Origin of the sequence: Inquilinus limosus, from assembly GCF_002195995.1 — a bacterium.
Classification (GTDB): domain Bacteria; phylum Pseudomonadota; class Alphaproteobacteria; order DSM-16000; family Inquilinaceae; genus Inquilinus; species Inquilinus limosus_C.
Genome location: NZ_NHON01000014.1, coordinates 1 through 16,363, shown reverse-complemented (window position 1 = coordinate 16,363; position 16,363 = coordinate 1). Strand labels below are relative to the sequence as shown.

At 71.8% G+C, this 16,363-nt stretch carries 14 protein-coding genes; 8 read left to right on the top strand and 6 right to left on the bottom strand.

Annotated features, from left to right (window positions below):
- Positions 1-16 precede the first annotated feature (16 nt).
- Complete coding sequence (locus tag BWR60_RS09835) at positions 17-589, top strand: peroxidase-related enzyme (protein ID WP_088150837.1); 573 nt, start codon at positions 17-19, stop codon at positions 587-589.
- Positions 590-611: 22 nt separating this feature from the next.
- Positions 612-2,366, top strand: a complete 1,755-nt coding sequence (gene sppA, locus BWR60_RS09830; RefSeq protein WP_088150836.1) for a signal peptide peptidase SppA — start codon at positions 612-614, stop codon at positions 2,364-2,366.
- A gap of 154 nt (positions 2,367-2,520) precedes the next feature.
- Here sppA and BWR60_RS09825 read toward each other — a convergent pair whose 3' ends face one another.
- The gene (locus tag BWR60_RS09825; protein WP_088150925.1) at positions 2,521-3,264 is read right to left on the bottom strand and encodes a TlyA family RNA methyltransferase; all 744 of its coding nucleotides are present in this window, start codon (positions 3,262-3,264) and stop codon (positions 2,521-2,523) included.
- Positions 3,265-3,363: 99 nt separating this feature from the next.
- Here BWR60_RS09825 and BWR60_RS09820 point away from each other — a divergent pair, with 99 nt between their 5' ends.
- On the top strand, positions 3,364-4,440 hold the full coding sequence (locus tag BWR60_RS09820) for a Gfo/Idh/MocA family protein (RefSeq protein WP_088150835.1): 1,077 nt from the start codon (positions 3,364-3,366) through the stop codon (positions 4,438-4,440).
- Between the two features lie 135 nt (positions 4,441-4,575).
- On the opposite strand, the gene BWR60_RS09815 is transcribed toward BWR60_RS09820, so the two are convergent.
- Positions 4,576-4,992 carry a response regulator gene (locus BWR60_RS09815; protein WP_088150834.1) on the bottom strand — a complete coding sequence of 139 codons (417 nt, stop codon included), beginning with the start codon at positions 4,990-4,992 and terminating at the stop codon, positions 4,576-4,578.
- A 282-nt stretch (positions 4,993-5,274) separates the two neighbouring features.
- Here BWR60_RS09815 and BWR60_RS09810 point away from each other — a divergent pair, with 282 nt between their 5' ends.
- From BWR60_RS09810 to BWR60_RS09795, 4 genes are all read left to right on the top strand, one after another.
- Positions 5,275-6,330, top strand: coding sequence for an efflux RND transporter periplasmic adaptor subunit (locus BWR60_RS09810; RefSeq protein WP_179221705.1), 1,056 nt, complete (start codon positions 5,275-5,277; stop codon positions 6,328-6,330).
- A 1-nt stretch (position 6,331) separates the two neighbouring features.
- Positions 6,332-9,445, top strand: coding sequence for an efflux RND transporter permease subunit (locus BWR60_RS09805; protein ID WP_088150832.1), 3,114 nt, complete (start codon positions 6,332-6,334; stop codon positions 9,443-9,445).
- A gap of 379 nt (positions 9,446-9,824) precedes the next feature.
- The gene (locus BWR60_RS09800) at positions 9,825-11,279 is read left to right on the top strand and encodes a hypothetical protein (protein ID WP_088150831.1); all 1,455 of its coding nucleotides are present in this window, start codon (positions 9,825-9,827) and stop codon (positions 11,277-11,279) included.
- Between the two features lie 118 nt (positions 11,280-11,397).
- Positions 11,398-12,192 carry an undecaprenyl-diphosphate phosphatase gene (locus BWR60_RS09795; RefSeq protein WP_088150830.1) on the top strand — a complete coding sequence of 265 codons (795 nt, stop codon included), beginning with the start codon at positions 11,398-11,400 and terminating at the stop codon, positions 12,190-12,192.
- 10 nt (positions 12,193-12,202) lie between these two features.
- Here the strand turns inward: BWR60_RS09795 and BWR60_RS09790 are convergent, their stop codons facing one another.
- The 3 genes from BWR60_RS09790 to BWR60_RS09780 all read right to left on the bottom strand — a co-directional run bounded on the left by BWR60_RS09790 (position 12,203) and on the right by BWR60_RS09780 (position 14,155).
- Entirely contained in the window at positions 12,203-12,511 is a 309-nt protein-coding gene (locus BWR60_RS09790; protein ID WP_144445576.1) for a hypothetical protein, read from the bottom strand.
- 127 nt (positions 12,512-12,638) lie between these two features.
- Positions 12,639-13,856, bottom strand: coding sequence for a family 1 glycosylhydrolase (locus tag BWR60_RS09785; protein ID WP_088150828.1), 1,218 nt, complete (start codon positions 13,854-13,856; stop codon positions 12,639-12,641).
- The gene (locus BWR60_RS09780; RefSeq protein WP_088150827.1) at positions 13,814-14,155 is read right to left on the bottom strand and encodes a cupin domain-containing protein; all 342 of its coding nucleotides are present in this window, start codon (positions 14,153-14,155) and stop codon (positions 13,814-13,816) included. The genes BWR60_RS09785 and BWR60_RS09780 overlap by 43 nt, the downstream gene beginning before the upstream one ends.
- Positions 14,156-14,293: 138 nt before the next feature.
- Between BWR60_RS09780 and BWR60_RS09775 the strand changes: the two genes are divergently transcribed.
- Positions 14,294-14,713 carry an acyl-CoA thioesterase gene (locus BWR60_RS09775; protein ID WP_034849154.1) on the top strand — a complete coding sequence of 140 codons (420 nt, stop codon included), beginning with the start codon at positions 14,294-14,296 and terminating at the stop codon, positions 14,711-14,713.
- A 163-nt stretch (positions 14,714-14,876) separates the two neighbouring features.
- Here the strand turns inward: BWR60_RS09775 and BWR60_RS09770 are convergent.
- A partial coding sequence (locus BWR60_RS09770) for an MFS transporter (protein WP_218823422.1) occupies positions 14,877-16,363 on the bottom strand: 1,487 nt, incomplete at its 5' end.

The window sequence follows — 16,363 nt, the reverse complement described above, 5'->3', positions numbered from 1 at the left end:
AGAGAGGATTCCCATCGTGCCGCAGCCCGATCATGTGATGGCCTTCCCGATCCCGGACGAGGCCGCGCTCGACGAGGACCTCAAGGCCTACTACGCCAAGTGCCTGGAGAAGCTGGGGCTGGTGCCGAACGTGATCCGGGCCTACAGCCTGCGGCCGAAGAAGCTGCGCAACTTCATCGCCACCTACAACGAGCTGATGCTGGGCGACAGCGGCCTGTCGAAGCTGGAGCGGGAGATGATCGCCGTCACCGTCTCCGCCGCCAACCGCTGCTACTACTGCCTGGTCGCGCATGGCCAGGCGGTGCGGCGCCTGGCCGACGACCCGGAGCTGGGCGAGATGCTGGCCTTCAACCACCGCGTCGCCCGGCTGCCGCCGCACCAGCGCGCCATGCTGGATTTCGCCTGGCGGCTGACCACCGAGCCGCACATGGTCGGCGACGCCGAGCGCGCGGCGCTGCGCGGACAGGGCTTCTCCGACGAGGACATCTTCGACATCTGCGACGTGGTCGGCTTCTTCAACATGTCGAACCGCGTCGCGTCGGGCGTCGACATGATGCCGAACCGCGACTATCACGCGATGAATCGCTGACCTCCCCGGAGCCGGACGCATCATGGGCCGCTTCATCCGCGCCATCCTCATCATCTTCGGCGTGCTGTTCCTGCTGCTGATCCTGGCCGGCGGCGGCCTGACCTGGTACGCGATGACGCGGACGCATCCGCTGCCCAAGGGCGACCTGGCCCTGGTGCTGGACCTGCGGAAGGGCGCGCCGGACCAGGTGCCTGGCGGCTTCAGCCTGAGCCGCACCCCGCTGACGCTGCACCAGACCATCGACGCGATCGACCGCGCCGCCGCCGACCCGCGCATCGGCGCCATCGTCGCCCGCCTGTCGCCCGACGCGGTGCCGCTGGCCTCGGCGCAGGAGCTGCGCGACGCCATCGACCGCGCCCGCCGCGCCGGCAAGCTGACCGTGGCCCATGCCGAGGATCTGGGCAGCGCCGGGCCGGGCAATGTCGCGGTGTTCCTGGCCGCCGGCTTCGACCAGAGCCTGATGATGCCGCAGGGCGGCGTCGGCCTGACCGGCATCTCGGTCGAGGTGCCGTTCGTGCGCGACCTGCTGGACACGGTCGGCATCCAGCCCGAGGTCAGCAAGCGCGGCCAGTACAAATCGGCGCCCGAGACCTTCACCGAGCGCGACTTCACCCCGGCCAGCCGGGCGATGAACGAGGACATGGCCCAGGGGCTGTACGACCAGCTGGTGGCCGGCATCGCCCAGGGCCGCGCCCTGCCGCCGGACCAGGTCAAGAAGCTGATCGACGGCGGCCCCTACACGGCCAGGGAGGCGGTCGACGCCAAGCTGGTCGACAAGCTGGCCTATTGGGACGAGGTCGACGACCTGGTCGACGCCCGCGCCGGCCGCAAGCTGGCCGAGGTCAAGGCCGACGATTATCTGGAAGCGACCGAGCCCGAGGCGAAGGCCGACCAGCCGCAGGTGGCGGTGATCTACGCCACCGGCCCGATCGTTGACGAGCCGTCGGACAGCCGGCTGGAGCGCGAGATCGTCGGCCGCGAGCTGGCCCAGACCATCGACGACGCGGTCGAGAACGAGAAGATCAAGGCGATCGTGCTGCGCGTCGACAGCCCCGGCGGATCGGTCGTCGCCTCGGCCCTGATCGGCCGGTCGGTCGGGCGGGCGCGCGACGCCGGCAAGCCGGTCGTGGTGTCGATGGGCGAGGCCGCGGCCTCCGGCGGCTACTGGATCTCCGCCCAGGCCAAGGCGATCGTGGCCGAGCCCTCGACCCTGACCGGGTCGATCGGCATCTTCGCCGGCAAGCCGGTGCTGCAGGCGCTGTGGAAGAAGGTCGGCGTCAGCTGGGGCAACGTGCAGCGCGGCCGCAACGCCGGCATCTGGACCCTGAACGAGCCGATGGACGCCAACGGCAAGGCCCGCTTCGAGGCCGGCATCGACGCCGGCTACGACGCCTTCCTGCAGCTGGTGGCCAAGGGCCGGGGCATGGACCCCAAGGCGGTCGACGCCATCGCCCAGGGCCGGGTCTGGCTGGGCAGCGAGGCGGTGAAGAACGGGCTGGTGGACCGGCTGGGCGGCCTCGACGCCGCCATGGTCATCGCCCGTCAGGCGATCGGCCTGGGCCCCGATGCGAAGGTGGCGGTGGTGCGCCTGCCACGGCCGCGCTCGGCGCTCGACACGCTGCGCCGGCTGGTCTCCGGTAGCCCGCTGGGCGGCGCGGCGCTGCTGGAGCAGGCCGGGCTGGGCCCGCTGGCCCCGGTCGCGGAGCGCTTCAGCGCCCTCGCCGCCGCGGCCGACGGCCCGGTCGCGGCAATGGAGCCGCTGGTGCTGGGGCGTTAAGAGACCAGGTCCATAGGGAGATGACCCGAGCCCGCTTGGAAACGCGCTGGCGTGAGTCGGCTGGCGGTGGTTTCGAGAACCGGAGCGCAGCGCACGGTTGGTGCGTGAGCACCGGAAGCGGAGAAACCGCCGTCAGACGGCCGCGCGAGCGTGTTTACAAGTGGGCTCGGCCGCCGATCAGGAACTCGACATTGCCCTCGGGCCCGGTGATCGGGCTTTCGGTCACGCCCAGCACCTGCCAGCCGGGACGGGCGGCGAGCCAGGCGGTGATGCGGTCGCAGACCTCACGGTGCAGCGCCGGGTCGCGCACCACCCCGCCCTTGCCGACCCTGTCCGGCCCGACCTCGAATTGCGGCTTGATCAGCGCCACCAGCCAGGCGCCCGGCGCGGCCAGGGCCAGCGCCGCCGGCAGCACCGTCTCCAGCCCGATGAAGCTGGCGTCGCAGACGACGATGCCGACCGGGTCCGGGACCAGCGCCCGGTCGAGATGCCGGGCATTCGTCCGCTCCAGCACCACCACGCGCGGATCCTGGCGCAGCGACCAGGCCAGCTGGCCGTGGCCGACATCGACGGCATAGACCTTCGCGGCCCCACGGTTCAGCAGAACATCGGTAAAGCCGCCGGTCGAGGCGCCGACATCGAGCCCGACGAGGCCGGCCGGGTCGATGCCGAAATGGTCGAGGCCCTTGACCAGCTTCAGCCCGCCCCGGCTGACCCAGGGATGGTCGCGGCCGCGCACCGTCAGCGCCTCCGGCTGGGCGATGCCGTCGCCCGGCTTCCCGACCCGCTTCGTGCCCTCATAGACCAGCCCGGCCAGGATCAGCGCCTGGGCCCGCGCCCGGCTTTCCGCCAGGCCGCGCTCGACCAGCACCAGATCCGCCCGCGGCCGCTTCGCCATCATATCCCTCCGACATCCCGTCGGATGCGGTTTACACCCTTTGCGGTTCCGGGGTGAGATTCCGATCCGGCTCCCGAGTCTCCCGAGGGAAGGATCCCCATGCCCGCCTGCAACTTCGCCATCGTCGGCCCCGGCTGGCGCACCGAGTTCTTCCTGCGCGTCGCCAAGGCGCTGCCGGAGCGTTTCCGCGTCGATGGCGTGGTGGTGCGCGATCCGGCCCGCGGCGCCGCCGTCGAGGCGGAATGGGGCGTGCCGACCTTCCGCACCGTCGAGGCACTGCTGCGCCTGACCCGGCCACGCTTCACCGTGGTGTCGGTGTCGCAGCCGGCCGCGCCTGGGGTGATCGCCGAGCTGGCCGCCGCCGGCCAGCCAGTGCTGACCGAGACGCCGCCGGCGCCCGACCTGGACGGGCTGCTGCGGCTGTGGGCGCTGGTGCGCGGCGGCGCCCGCCTCCAGGTGGCCGAGCAGTATTTCCTGCAGCCGACCCATGCCGCCCGGCTGGCGCTGATCGCCGCCGGCCGCATCGGCACGCCGAGCCACGCCCATGTCGCGGTGGCGCATGGCTATCACGGCACCAGCCTGATCCGGACCTATCTCGGCCTGGGCTTCGAGAACGCCACCATCCTGGCCCAGGGCTTCACCAGCCCGATCGTCGCCGGCCCGACCCGGGCCGGCCCGCCGGCCGAGCACCGCATCGCCCAGTCGGAGCAGACCGTCGCCACGCTGGATTTCGGCGGCGGCCGGTCGGCCGTGTTCGACTTCACCGGCGACCAGTACCACCACTGGATCCGCAGCGCGCGGCTGCTGGTGCGGGGCGAACGCGGCGAGATCAAGGATGATGAGCTACGCTATCTCGAGGACCACCGCACCCCGGTGACGCTGCGGCTGCTGCGCCAGGACGCCGGGCAATACGCCAACATCCAGGGCCACCACCTGATCGGCATCCAGGCCGGGGCGGAGTGGGTGTACCGCAACCCCTTCGCCGGGGCGCGGCTGAACGACGACGAGATCGCCGTGGGCGCCTGCCTGGCCGGCATGGCCCGGTACGTCGAAACAGGGGAGGAGATCTACGGCTTCGCCGCGGCGGCGCAGGACCAGTATCTGGCACTGTCGATCGCGGCGGCGAAGGCGTCGGGGCAGGCGGTGACGACGGAGACCCAGCCCTGGGCCTCATGAACCCTGGCCAGCCTTCCTATCCCGTCATGGCGAGGAGCGAAGCGACGTGGCCATCCAGGAGCCGGTGCGAGCCGCCCTGGATGGCCACGCCCCTGCGGGGCTCGCCATGACGGATAATAGACCGGGGCCGGCCCCTCAGTGGATGCTGGCCTCGCCGGAGCGGACGCTGAAGATCGACTGCACCAGGCCGGAGAAGCGGCGCGGGTCGTAGGGCTTCGGCAGGATCGGCAGGTTGCGGTACGCGGCCGGCAGGCTTTCCCGCGGATAGCTGGTGGCCAGGATCACCGGCACGCCGCGCTGCAGCAGGATGTCGACCGCCGGGAAGGCCGCGGCGCCGGACAGGTTGAGGTCGACCATGGCACCGTCGATCGTCTGGCTGCGTGCCATCTCAATCGCGCGCGACACCGTCGTCGCCGGGCCGACCACCGTGCCGCCCCAGGTTCGCAGGGTCAGTTCAAGGTCGAGCGCCACGATCTGCTCGTCCTCGACGATCAGGATGCGGCGGCCGTGAAGATCGACCGCATCCTCCGCTTCGCTGTAGAGCAGTCCCATTCCACCCGTCCCGGGCCGGCCGTGCAGGGGCCGTTCCCCGGGTCCCTTCCAGAGCCGCGGTGTCGCGCGGCTGATTCGTCATATCATCGCCATAAACACCGGATTTCGTGGCCTGTTCCCTCGCGCAGGGCTGGTGCGACGGAATCTCCGTCCTGTGCCGTGAAGGACACAGCTCGGCATTCACAAACAAGAAACGGGCGATTGGTACTACAATGCGCCCGTGAGGACGGGTGCGCGGACGGAAGGGGGCTTCGCGGACGCATGCGCGCGTGGAAACAATTGGTGGCGGTCGGCCTGCTCGCGGCAGCGGCGGCGGGGGTGTGGCGCTATGCGCCGTTCCAGGCCGACGGGGCGACCGGGCCGCATGGCGGGCCCGTGGCCGTGCCGGTGATCCTGGCCCCGGTGCGCACCGGCACGGTGACCGAGGCGATGGACGCCGTCGGCACCACCCGGGCGCGGGAGGCGGTGACCATCACCGCCAAGACCACCGGCATCGTTGACAAGATCGAGTTCGAGGACGGCCAGACCGTCGCCGCCGGCGCCCCGATCATCCGGCTGGACAGCGCCGAGCTGGAGGCGACGGTGGCCTCGGCCGAGGCCGAGCTGCGCAACGCCCGCCAGTCGCTCGACCGCGGCGAGATCCTGTCGAAGTCGCGCGCCGTGGCCCAGGCCCAGATCGACACGCTGCGCGCCGACATGGAGGTCAAGACCGCGACGCTGGCGGCGCAGAAGGCGCGGCTGGCCGAGCGGGTGATCGTGGCGCCCTTCGCCGGCACGCTGGGCATCCGCCAGGTCAGCCCGGGCGCGCTGGTGTCGCCCGGCACCGCGATCGTGACGCTGGACGACCTGAGCCGGGTGAAGGTCGATTTCAACCTGCCCGAGGTGCTGCTGCCGCGCCTGGCCCCCGGCGTGGCGCTGGAGGTCCGCAGCGACGCCTATCCCGACCGCGCCTTCAGCGCCACCGTCACCTCGGTCGACACCCGCATCGACCCGGCCACCCGGTCGGTGACCACGGTGGCGGAGGTCGACAACCGCGAGGGCCTGCTGCGCCCCGGCATGTTCATGACCGTGCGGGTGCAGCTGTCGACCGACCCGGCCGCCCTGCTGGTGGCCGAGCAGGCGCTGGTGCCGCAGGGCAGCCGGCAGTTCGTGTACCTGGTGGTCGACGGCCGGGCGGTGCGGCGCGAGGTGACGCTGGGCACCCGGCTGCGCGGCGAGGTGCAGATCCTGTCCGGCCTGGCCGTCGGCGACGCCGTGGTGGTCGAGGGCACGCAGCGCCTGCGCGACGGCCTGCCGGTCAAGGTGCAGGAGGCCGGCACGGCGCCGGCGGCGTCCTGACATGGTCCTGTCCGACACCGCCATCAAGCGGCCGGTCTTCGCCGTCGTCGTCAGCCTGCTGCTGGTGGTGCTGGGCGCCTTCGCCTTCCAGCGGCTGACCGTCCGCGAATACCCGAACATCGACCCGCCCATCGTCTCGATCACCACCACCTATGAGGGCGCGTCGGCCCAGGTGATCGAGAGCCAGATCACCCAGATCATCGAGGAGGGCGTGTCCGGCGTCGCCGGCATCCGCACCCTGCGGTCGACCAGCCAGGAGGGGCGGTCCAGCGTCCGGCTGGAGTTCAATGTCGAGAGCGATGTCGAGAGCGCGACCAACGACGTCCGCGATTCCGTCAGCCGCATCATCGGCCGGCTGCCGGACGATGCCGACGCGCCGATCATCCGCAAGGTCGACAGCGACGCCAGCCCGATCATCTACGCCACCCTGACCAGCGACGGCCGCTCGGCGATCGAGCTGAGCGACATGGCCAAGCGCTATGTCGTCGACCCGCTGTCGGCCGTCACCGGCGTGGCCCAGGTGACGATCGGCGGCGAGCGCCAGCCGTCGATGCGGGTCTGGCTGGACCGCAACGCCATGGCGGCGCGCCGGGTCACGGCCCAGGACATCAAGGACGCGCTGGAGGCCCAGAATGTCGAGCTGCCGTCGGGCCGGGTCGAATCGAACGACCGCGAGCTGACGGTGCGCACCAACACCCGGCTGACGACGCCGGAGCAGTTCGCCCGCATCGTGCTGCGCCGCGAGGGCACGACGCTGGTGCGGCTGGGCGACGTGGCCCGGGTCGAGGTCGGCCCCCGCGACGACCGCAGCGGCTTCCGGGCCGACGGCAAGCCCGCCATCGGCCTGGGCATCGTCAAGCAGTCCACCGCCAACACCCTGGATGTGGCCGAGGCGGTGCGCCATGCGCTGGACACGCTGCGCCAATCGCTGCCGCCGGATGTGCGGATCGAGGTCTCCTCCGACGACAGCGTGTTCATCGACAAGTCGATCGAGGAGGTGTTCCTGGCGCTGGCGATCGCGCTGGCGCTGGTGATCGGCATCGTCTTCATCTTCCTGCGCAGCATCCGCGCCACGTTGATCCCGGCGGTCGCGGTGCCGGTGTCGATCATCGCCTCCTTCATGATCCTGGCGGCGCTGGGCTATTCGATCAACGTGCTGACCCTGCTGGCGATGGTGCTGGCGATCGGCCTGGTGGTCGACGACGCCATCATCGTGCTGGAGAACATCAGCCGGCGCATCGAGCATGGCGAGCCGCCGCTGGTGGCGGCCTATCTCGGCTCGCGCCAGATCGGCTTCGCCGTGGTCGCGACCACCGCGGTGCTGACCGCCGTGTTCGTCCCGATCTCGTTCCTGCAGGGCAATATCGGCCGGCTGTTCAGCGAGTTCGGCATCACCGTCGCCTCCTCGGTCCTGTTCTCGGCCCTGATCGCGCTGACCCTGACGCCGGCGATGTGCAGCCGGCTGCTGCGCCCGGCCAATGAGGAGACCTGGCTGCACAAGGTGACGGAGCACGGCTTCGAGCTGCTGAACCGCGGCTACCGCGCGACGCTCGGCTTCGCGCTCGGCGCGCCGATCCTGGTCTGCGCCATCGCCGTCACCCTCAGCCTCGGCGCCGTGGCGTTGCTGCAGGGCCTGCCGCAGGAATTCGTGCCGACCGAGGATCGCGGCCGGGTGGTGATCAGCGCCACCGGGCCGGAAGGCTCGAGCATGGAGTACACCACGGCGCAGCTCGAACGGATCGAGGCGGCGCTGACGCCCTATGTCGAGGCGGAGGACGTCACCCGCCTGCTGGCCATCCTGGCACCGTCCTGGGGCCCGACCGGGGTGAACCGCGTCACCGTCGTCGGCCAGATGAAGCCGTGGGAGGAGCGCACCCGGTCGCAGCAGGACGTGGTGCGCGAGCTGGGGGCCAAGCTGGCCGGCATTCCCGGCATCCGTGCCGTCGCCATCAACCCCAGCGGCCTGGCCCGCGGCTCCGGCGCCCCGGTGCGCTTCGTCATCGGCGGCAACACCTATGAGCAGCTGGCGCAATGGCGCGACCAGCTGGAAGACCGGCTGCGCAACTCCCCCGTGCTGCGCAACCTGCAGGCCGATTACGACGAGACCAAGCCGGAGCTGCGGGTCACCATCGACCGCAACCGCGCCGCCGATCTCGGCATCTCGATCCGCGCCATCGGCGAGACGCTGGAGGCGATGTTCGGGTCGGTCGCCGTCACCCGCTACGAGGATGACGGCGAGGAGTACGACGTCGTGCTGCAGGCCCGGCCGGAGGACCGGCAGACGCCGCGCGACCTGTCGAACATCTTCGTCCGCGCCTCCGGCGGCACGCTGGTGCCGCTGACCAGCCTGGTGAAGCTGCAGGACGTCGCCGGCCCGGCCAGCCTGGGCCGCTTCGACCGGGTCCGCGCCATCACCTTCACCGCCAGCCTGGCCGACGACGCGACGCTGGGCGACGCGGTGACGGAGATCCGCGCCGCCGTCGCCGACGTGCTGCCGGTCGAGGCCCGCCTGTCCTGGGACGGCGACACCCGCGAGTTCCTGGAGAGCAGCGCGTCGCTCTACATCACCTTCGGCACTGCGCTCCTGATCGTCTTCCTGGTGCTGGCGGCGCAGTTCGAGAGCTTCGTCCACCCGGTCACCATCTTGCTGACGGTGCCGCTGGCGATCTTCGGCGCCCTCGGCTCCGTCGCCCTCCTGGGCATGACCGTGAACATCTACACCCAGATCGGCATGGTCATGCTGATCGGGCTGACGGCGAAGAACGCGATCCTGATCGTCGAATTCGCCAACCAGCTGCGCGACGAGGGGCTGGAGGTGCTGGAGGCGGTGCGCGAGGCCGCGGCGACCCGGCTGCGGCCGATCCTGATGACCTCGATCGCCACCGCGCTGGGCGCCCTGCCGCTGGCGATCGCGACCGGGGCCGGCGCAGAATCGCGCCAGGCCATCGGCGTCGTCATCTTCGGCGGCGTCATGGTCTCGACCCTGCTGTCGCTGTTCCTGGTGCCGGTGATCTACCGGGCCCTGGCCCGCTACACCGCCCCGGCCAGCCGCACGGCGAAGGAGCTGGAGCGCCAGCTGCTGGTCCATCGCAGCGAGGGCTCGCCGGCGGAGTAGGAGAATCCGCCGAAGCCCGGCGGAATTTTCGCCCAACCACACGGCTTGGACTGCCGCAGCCGCACACCATCCGGCTGGATCTCTTCAGTCTCGCCCGTTGCGAGACCTTTTCAGAATTCCGAACACCGTCATTGCGAGCGTAGCGAGGCAATCCAGGGCCAGCGCGAACCGGCCCCTGGATTGCTTCGTCGGCTTCGCCTCCTCGCAATGACGTTGAAGGGCACCATGAAAAGGCCTCCTTGTCTGAGCGAGGACTGAAGAAGCGAGCTGCGGGTGCTGTCGGCAGCCGGAGTGATGCGTCCTCGCGGCATCCTGGCACAGCGGTTGCAAAGCCCTCCTGGCCGGCCGGACCGGCCGGTGAAGCGGGTGGGGAACAGTTATGAGACGATGGGCGATCGCGGCCTGGATCGGGGCCGCGCTGATGGTGACGGCCGGGACGGCGGCGGGGGCCGCCTATCTCGCCGTGATCCGGCCGAACTACCCGCAGCTGCCGCCGGCCGACGCGCCGGCGCCCGGCAGCCGCGCCGAAGCGCAGCGCCAGGACCTGGAGCGGCTGCGCCGGCTGCCCGAGATCGACCGCAGCTTCTCGCCGGAGGCTCTTGCGGCGTTCAACCGGCAGATCGACGCGCTGGCGGCACAGGCCTCGGCGGCCGCGCCCGGCGGGCTGGACGATGCCGGGTTCGAGCTGGGCGTCACCCGGGCCGTCGCCCTGGCCGGCAACGGCCACACCTATGTCCGCGGCGTCTCCATGGGCCGGTCGCTGAACACGCTGCCGCTGCGCCTGGTCTGGTTCGATGACGGCCTCTACGTCGTCTCGGCCCGGGCGGCGCTGGCCGAGCTGCTGGGCGCGCGCGTGCTGGCCCTGGGCGGCCAGGCGCCGGAGACGCTGGCCGGCACGCTGCGCCCCTATGTCGGCGGCCGGGACAGCCGGGCGCGGCTGCTGTCGGCAGACCTGATCTCGTCCCCGGCGGCGCTGCACGCCCTGGGCCTGCTGCCGTCGCCCGATGCGGCGACGCTGGAGCTGCAGCTGGCCGATGGCCGCCGGGTCACCCGCGACATCGCCGCCGACCCGCGGCCGCTGATGCGCGGCGACGGCGTGGTCCGCCAGCCGGCGCTCGACCTGCTGCCCGCCAGGCTGCCGCAGGATGACGGCCCCTGGCGCCATGTCCTGTCTGGCGCCGATGCCCTGCCGCTGTACCTGCAGCATGGCGACCGGTCCTACTGGCAGGCCTATCCCGACCCCAGCACCCTGTTCGTGGAGCTGCGCAGCGTCAGCAACGATCCCGGCACCGGCCTGTCCGACTTCCTGGCCGGGGTGGTGGAGGAGGCGGCGCGGCGCCAGCCGAGGGCCGCGATCATCGACCTGCGCGCCAACCCCGGCGGCAATTACGAGCTGACGGCCGAGTTCACCCGGCGGCTGCCGGAGGCGCTGGGGCCGGACGGGCGGATCTATGTCCTGACCGGGCCCGACACCTTCTCCGCCGCCATCACCACCCTGGCGCGGCTGAAGCATTTCGCCCTGGGCGACATCGAGATCGTCGGCCAGCCGATGGGCGACGTCACGGCGTTCTGGGCGGAAGGCGGGCGTATGAGCCTGCCGAATTCCGGCCTCTCGATCCGCTATGCCAGCGCGTTCCATGACTGGGAGCATGGCTGCGGGCTGGCGCAGATCGGCCGCTGCTTCTGGCTGAACTACATCTACGGCGTCGCCGCGGGCGACCTGTCGCCGACCATGCCGACGGGCTTCACCTTCGCCGACTACCGGGCCGGGCACGACCCCGCCTTCGACGCCATCGCCATCCGCCGCGGCACCGCGCGTCAGGCCGGCGGTTGAGGCCGGGCCGGCGGCGGGTTACGAAACTTTAACCGCCGCCAGGGGTTGAAGCCGGGTTCCCAAACCCGCCGGCTTCGTTCACAAGCGGAGCGGGCCCGTTTCACCCCGGAGCACTGACTTGGACTATCTGAGCGCGATCATCCTCGGGGTGATCGAGGGCATCACCGAGTTCCTGCCGATCTCGTCGACCGGCCACCTGCTGATTGCCGAGCACTGGCTGGGCGAGCGCTCGGACACCTTCAACATCGTCATCCAGGCCGGCGCCATCCTGGCCGTGACCATCATCTACTGGCGCCGGATCCTCGATCTGGTGCTGGGCTGGCGCCGGCCGGAGAACCGGCATTACGGCATCCGGCTGCTGCTGGCCTTCGCCATCACCGGGGTGCTGGGCCTGCTGATCAAGAAGCTGGGCTTCGAGCTGCCCACGACCGTCACGCCGGTCGCGATCGCGCTGGTCGTCGGCGGCGTCTGGATGATCTGGGCCGAGAAGAAGGCGGCAACGCTGCCGGACAGCGCCAGGATCACCTGGCTGGTGGCGATCGCCGTTGGCCTGGCCCAGATCGTCGCCGCCATCTTCCCGGGCACCTCGCGCTCGGCCGCCACGATCTTCGCCGCCATGCTGGTCGGCGCCAGCAACCGCGCCGCGGCCACCGAATTCGCCTTCCTGGTCGGCATCCCGACCATGTATGCGGCCAGCGCCAAGGAGCTGTACGACCAGTTCAAGGAGGGCGGGGTGAACGAGGACTGGACCGCGCTGGGCATCGCCTTCGTGGTCTCAACCATCACCGCCTTCGTCGCGGTGAAGTGGTTGCTGGGCTACATCCAGACGCACCGCTTCACCGCCTTCGCCATCTACCGCATCATCTTCGGCGCGCTGCTGCTGGGCGCGGCGGCGCTGGGCTGGGTCACCTGACCGGGCCGGCCTAGCGCCGGCTGCCGCGGTCCCAGCTGCCATAGCCGCCATATCCGCGATAGCCGTAGCGCGGATAGCGATAGTAGCGTGGATAGTACCCGCTGTAGCCGCGTGGCCGGCTGTAGTTGTAGTAGGGGCGATACGCATAGGGCCGCGAATAGCCGTAATAGCCGCCCGGCGCGGCATAGGCGTAGTCGTCATAGCCGTAGGTGTCGTAGCCGGCATAGCCGACCGGATAGGCGTAGCAGCCGCCGAGGCCGACCGCGGCGGCCGCCAGGGCACCGGCCAGCACCAGCCGGCGCAGACGGGTCCGAGACATGACCTGATACTCCATCAGGCCGCGGGCTGGCGCTGCGACGGCGTCGCGGCGTCCCCCCGCGGCGTGACGAATCAACGCGGCACGGCCCGTCCGGTTCCTCCGCCCTCCGCCGCCGCCACGATCATCGCTATCCCCGGATCCGGCGCTGCAGCCGGCGCCAGCTGTCCTTGGGCAGCGGCGCGTCGGCCCGCCTGTCCCAGGCCGCAAGGCCGGCCGGCGGCGTGGTGCCGTCGTCCAGCACCGGGCCGAGGAACAGCGTCGCCAGCTTCAGCCCGGCGGCGAAGGCGGTCGCGGCCGCCTCCAGATGCGCCTCCAGCCCGTCGATCCGGGCGCCATCCTCGACCCGCCCCTCGCGCGGCGGCGGGTCCTCGGCCGCGATCCGCAAGGTCAGGTGGAGCGACAGCTTCGGCCAGGACACGGCCAGCCGGTCGAGCTCCCGGCGCAGCGAGTCGGGGCCGGCGCTCCCCGGCACCGCACCGCCGCGCGGCCGGCCCACCAGGTCCACGCCGCCGGGAGCGGCCGCATCCATCCGGGCCCAGAGCGGCCCGGTATGGTCGAGCAGCAGCAGGTCCACCGGGCCGCGGCAGCGCGTCTCGTCATCCTCCTCCACCAGCCGGCCCAGCCGCTCGGCCGCCAGCTCGGGATACCGGCCGTCGCGCAGGGTCGCGACCGAGGCCTCCCAGCCCAGCGCCTCGGCGATCGCCACGGCGTCGGCGGAGGCCAGCGTGTCGTCCCAGGGGTCGGGCGGCGGCCCGGCCAGGGCGGCGCCCAGGCGCCAGCGCCCGCTCTCCTGCCGCAGCGCCGACAGCGCCAGGCCGCGGCCCAGCAGCAGGTGATGCAGCGCGGCGCGGAAAGCCGTGTCCTCGGCCATGCCGACCGGCCGGTCGCGCTGCACCGTCTCGTCGCGGGCGAAGCCCGGCGCGCCGGCATCGATGACCAGCGCGGCCATGCGGTCGCCGATCCGGCCGGCGACGCGGCAGGCGAATTCGGCAAAGCGCCAGGCCGTGTCGCGCGCCGTCCAGCCGCCGCGGATGCGGAGGTCGCGCGGCAGCCGCGCCGGGGCCAGCAGCGGCCAGGGAGCCAGCCCGGCCTCGCCCAGCGCGTCGACCCGGCGGTCGAGCCCGGCCAGCGCCACGGGATCGAGCCTGCCGCGCCCCTCCGGCTGCAGCGCCGCCCAGTCGATCGCGAAACGGCCGGCGGCGGCGCCCATCTCGGCAGCCAGGCGCAGTGCCTCGGCCTCCTGAAGCGGTGTTGCCGGCGCGCCGAGATCGGCACCCCAGACGATGGCCGGCCGCGCCGGCTCTAGCTCGTCTCCCCGCCCTCCGGGCCCCAGAAGATCACCCATGTCGCAAAGTCATCGCTGAAATCCTCGAACCGATGCTCCATATGGGCCGGAACGAAGATCACGTCACCCGGTCCGAACGGTTTCCGCTCGCCGTCGCGGCAGAAGGTGCCGCTGCCGCGCCAGACGACATAGAGCTCGTCGCGCTTGTGCGGCCCCTGCGGGTCGGTGCCGCGCGGGGCGTACAGCCCGGCCTTCATGGTGCCGTGCTGCAGCCGGTAGAGGAACTGCTCGGCCGGCGGCGCGGGGAACAGGGCCTCGGTCCCGGCGACCGTGACCAGCCAATCCTGCTCGGCGCTCATGGCGCTTCTCCTGTGGTCCCTGGTCCGGGAAGGCTAGCCCGATCCGGCCCCGCGGGCGACCTTGTCTCGCGACAAGCTGCGGCTTCCCTCCGCCGCCGATTCGGGGCTATGTCGCGGGCAGCCTGTCCGGAGAGCAGAATGACCGAGTTCGACCCGACCGACCCCGCCTCCTACCCGCATTGGGCGGAGGAGCGCGTGCGCTACTCCGACACCGACGCGCTGGGCCATGTGAACAACAACGCCTACGGCGTCTATTTCGAGACGGCGCGGCTGCACTTCTTCCGCGACGCCGGCATCCATCTGGGCAAGAGCCGCGGCGCCGTGGTGGTGCGCATCACCATGAACTTCCTGCGCGAGCTGACCTGGCCGAACGATGTGCGCATCGGCACCCGCATGGTGAAGCTGGGCGGCAAGTCCTTCACCTATGCCCAGGCGCTGTTCGTCGGCGACCGCTGCCACGCGACGGCGGAGACGGTGAGCGCGATGTTCGACCTGGAGACGCGCCAGTCCTTCCCGATCCCAGAGGAGCTGCGCACCCGCTTCGCGCCGGAGCTGTAGTACCCGCTCTCGTTGACGATGACGCTTCCCACATCGTCATGGCGAGCCCCGTAGGGGCGTGGCCATCCAGGGCCCCTCGCACCGGCCTCTGGATGGCCACGTCGGCTTCGCCTCCTCGCCATGACGAGGAAGGGCTGGAGAGTCGATCTCAAGACCGCCCGTATCAGGCCGTCTCCTTGGCCGGCCGCGTCTCCGGCATCGTCAGCGTGATCAGGACCAGGCCGGCGGCGGCCACGGCCGCCAGGGTGGTGAAGGCGGCGTAGCTGCCGAAGCTGTCGGTCACGACCCCGGCCAGAAGCGTGCTGATCGAGGCGCCGACGCCCATGGCGCAGCCCACCAGCCCCTGGGCCAGGTTGAAATGGCCGCTGCCGCGGGCGACGTCGGCGATGGTCAGCGGCACCAGCACGCCCAGCACCGCCGCCGACACCCCGTCCAGCACCTGGAACGCCACCAGCAGCTGCGGATCGCTGGTCAGCGAGAACAGGAAGGCGCGGACCGCCAGCATCGCGAAGCCGAGGATCAGGAAGGGCCGTCGTCCCCAGCGCTGCGCCGCCCGGCCCATCCAGGGCGACAGCACGGTGACGGTCAGCTGCGGCACGATCACCGCGGCCGCCACCATCAGCGTCGCCGCCTGGCTGGAGCGCAGCGTCACCATGCTGGCGGCCAGCGGCAGCATCGCCGCATTGGCCAGGTGGAACATGGCGATGCAGCCGGCGAAGACCACCAGCGTGCGGTTGCGCCCCAGCGCGGCGAGGCCGGCGGCCGAGGCCTTCAGCCCCTTGCCCCCCCCCCGCGGCGGGGCCGGCGCCGGCCGGATCTCCTGCGGCCGGATCCGGGTCAGGGCGAACAGCGCCGGCGCCACCAGCGCCGCCGCCAGGAAGAACACCGCCTGGCTGGACAGGTACTGGCCGCACAGCCCCATAACCGCGGCGGCGATGCCGGTGCCGGCCGAGGCGAAGGCGGCGTTGCGGCCCAGCCGCTCGCTCATCCCCGCCGGGCCGGCCAGGCCGAGGCTGAGCGAGACGATGGCGAAGCTGACGATGCAGCTGGCCGCCGCATGCAGCACGCGCGAAGCCAGCACCACCGGGAAGATCGGCCAGGCGGCGAAGGCGAAGGCGCTGACGCCGATCGCCGCCAGCGCCGCCGCGGCCGTCGCCCGCACCGACCTGACCGAGTCGACGAAGGCGCCGAGCGGCACCTGGCCGACCAGCCCGACCAGGCCGCTGACGGTGAGGACCAGGCCGATATCGACCTGGGTCCAGCGCTGCGTCGTCAGGAACACCGCGACGAAGGCGCCGAAGCCGGTCTGGACGTCGGCGACGAAGAACACGAACCAGTCGAGGCCGCGCCGGCTGCCGCGGGTGGAGCGCGGCGCATCCCGGTCGGCCGGGACAGCGGCCCCGGCGGCGTCAGCCCGACCGACCTCGCCGCCTTCCGCCATCGGCCCGGCGGTCAGGGCTTCGGAGCCGGGGCCTCCGGCGCGGTCGCGGGAGCAGGAGCGGCCGGCGCCGGGGCGGCCGGAGCCGGAGGCCCCGGCTCCGAAGCCCTGACCGCCGGGCCGATGGCGGAAGGCGGCGAGGTCGGTCGGGCTGACGCCGCCGGGGCCGCTGTCCCGGCCGACCGGGATGCGCCGCGCTCCACCCGCGGCAG

Coding starts and splice junctions, on each gene's coding strand:
- BWR60_RS09825 (WP_088150925.1), bottom strand. CDS start 3,264: ATGGCGAAGCGGCCGCGGGCGGATCTGGTGCTGGTCGAGCGCGGCCTG.
- BWR60_RS09785 (WP_088150828.1), bottom strand. CDS start 13,856: ATGGGTGATCTTCTGGGGCCCGGAGGGCGGGGAGACGAGCTAGAGCCG.
- BWR60_RS09820 (WP_088150835.1), top strand. CDS start 3,364: ATGCCCGCCTGCAACTTCGCCATCGTCGGCCCCGGCTGGCGCACCGAG.
- BWR60_RS09800 (WP_088150831.1), top strand. CDS start 9,825: ATGAGACGATGGGCGATCGCGGCCTGGATCGGGGCCGCGCTGATGGTG.
- BWR60_RS09780 (WP_088150827.1), bottom strand. CDS start 14,155: ATGAGCGCCGAGCAGGATTGGCTGGTCACGGTCGCCGGGACCGAGGCC.
- BWR60_RS09805 (WP_088150832.1), top strand. CDS start 6,332: ATGGTCCTGTCCGACACCGCCATCAAGCGGCCGGTCTTCGCCGTCGTC.
- sppA (WP_088150836.1), top strand. CDS start 612: ATGGGCCGCTTCATCCGCGCCATCCTCATCATCTTCGGCGTGCTGTTC.
- BWR60_RS09790 (WP_144445576.1), bottom strand. CDS start 12,511: ATGTCTCGGACCCGTCTGCGCCGGCTGGTGCTGGCCGGTGCCCTGGCG.
- BWR60_RS09775 (WP_034849154.1), top strand. CDS start 14,294: ATGACCGAGTTCGACCCGACCGACCCCGCCTCCTACCCGCATTGGGCG.
- BWR60_RS09815 (WP_088150834.1), bottom strand. CDS start 4,992: ATGGGACTGCTCTACAGCGAAGCGGAGGATGCGGTCGATCTTCACGGC.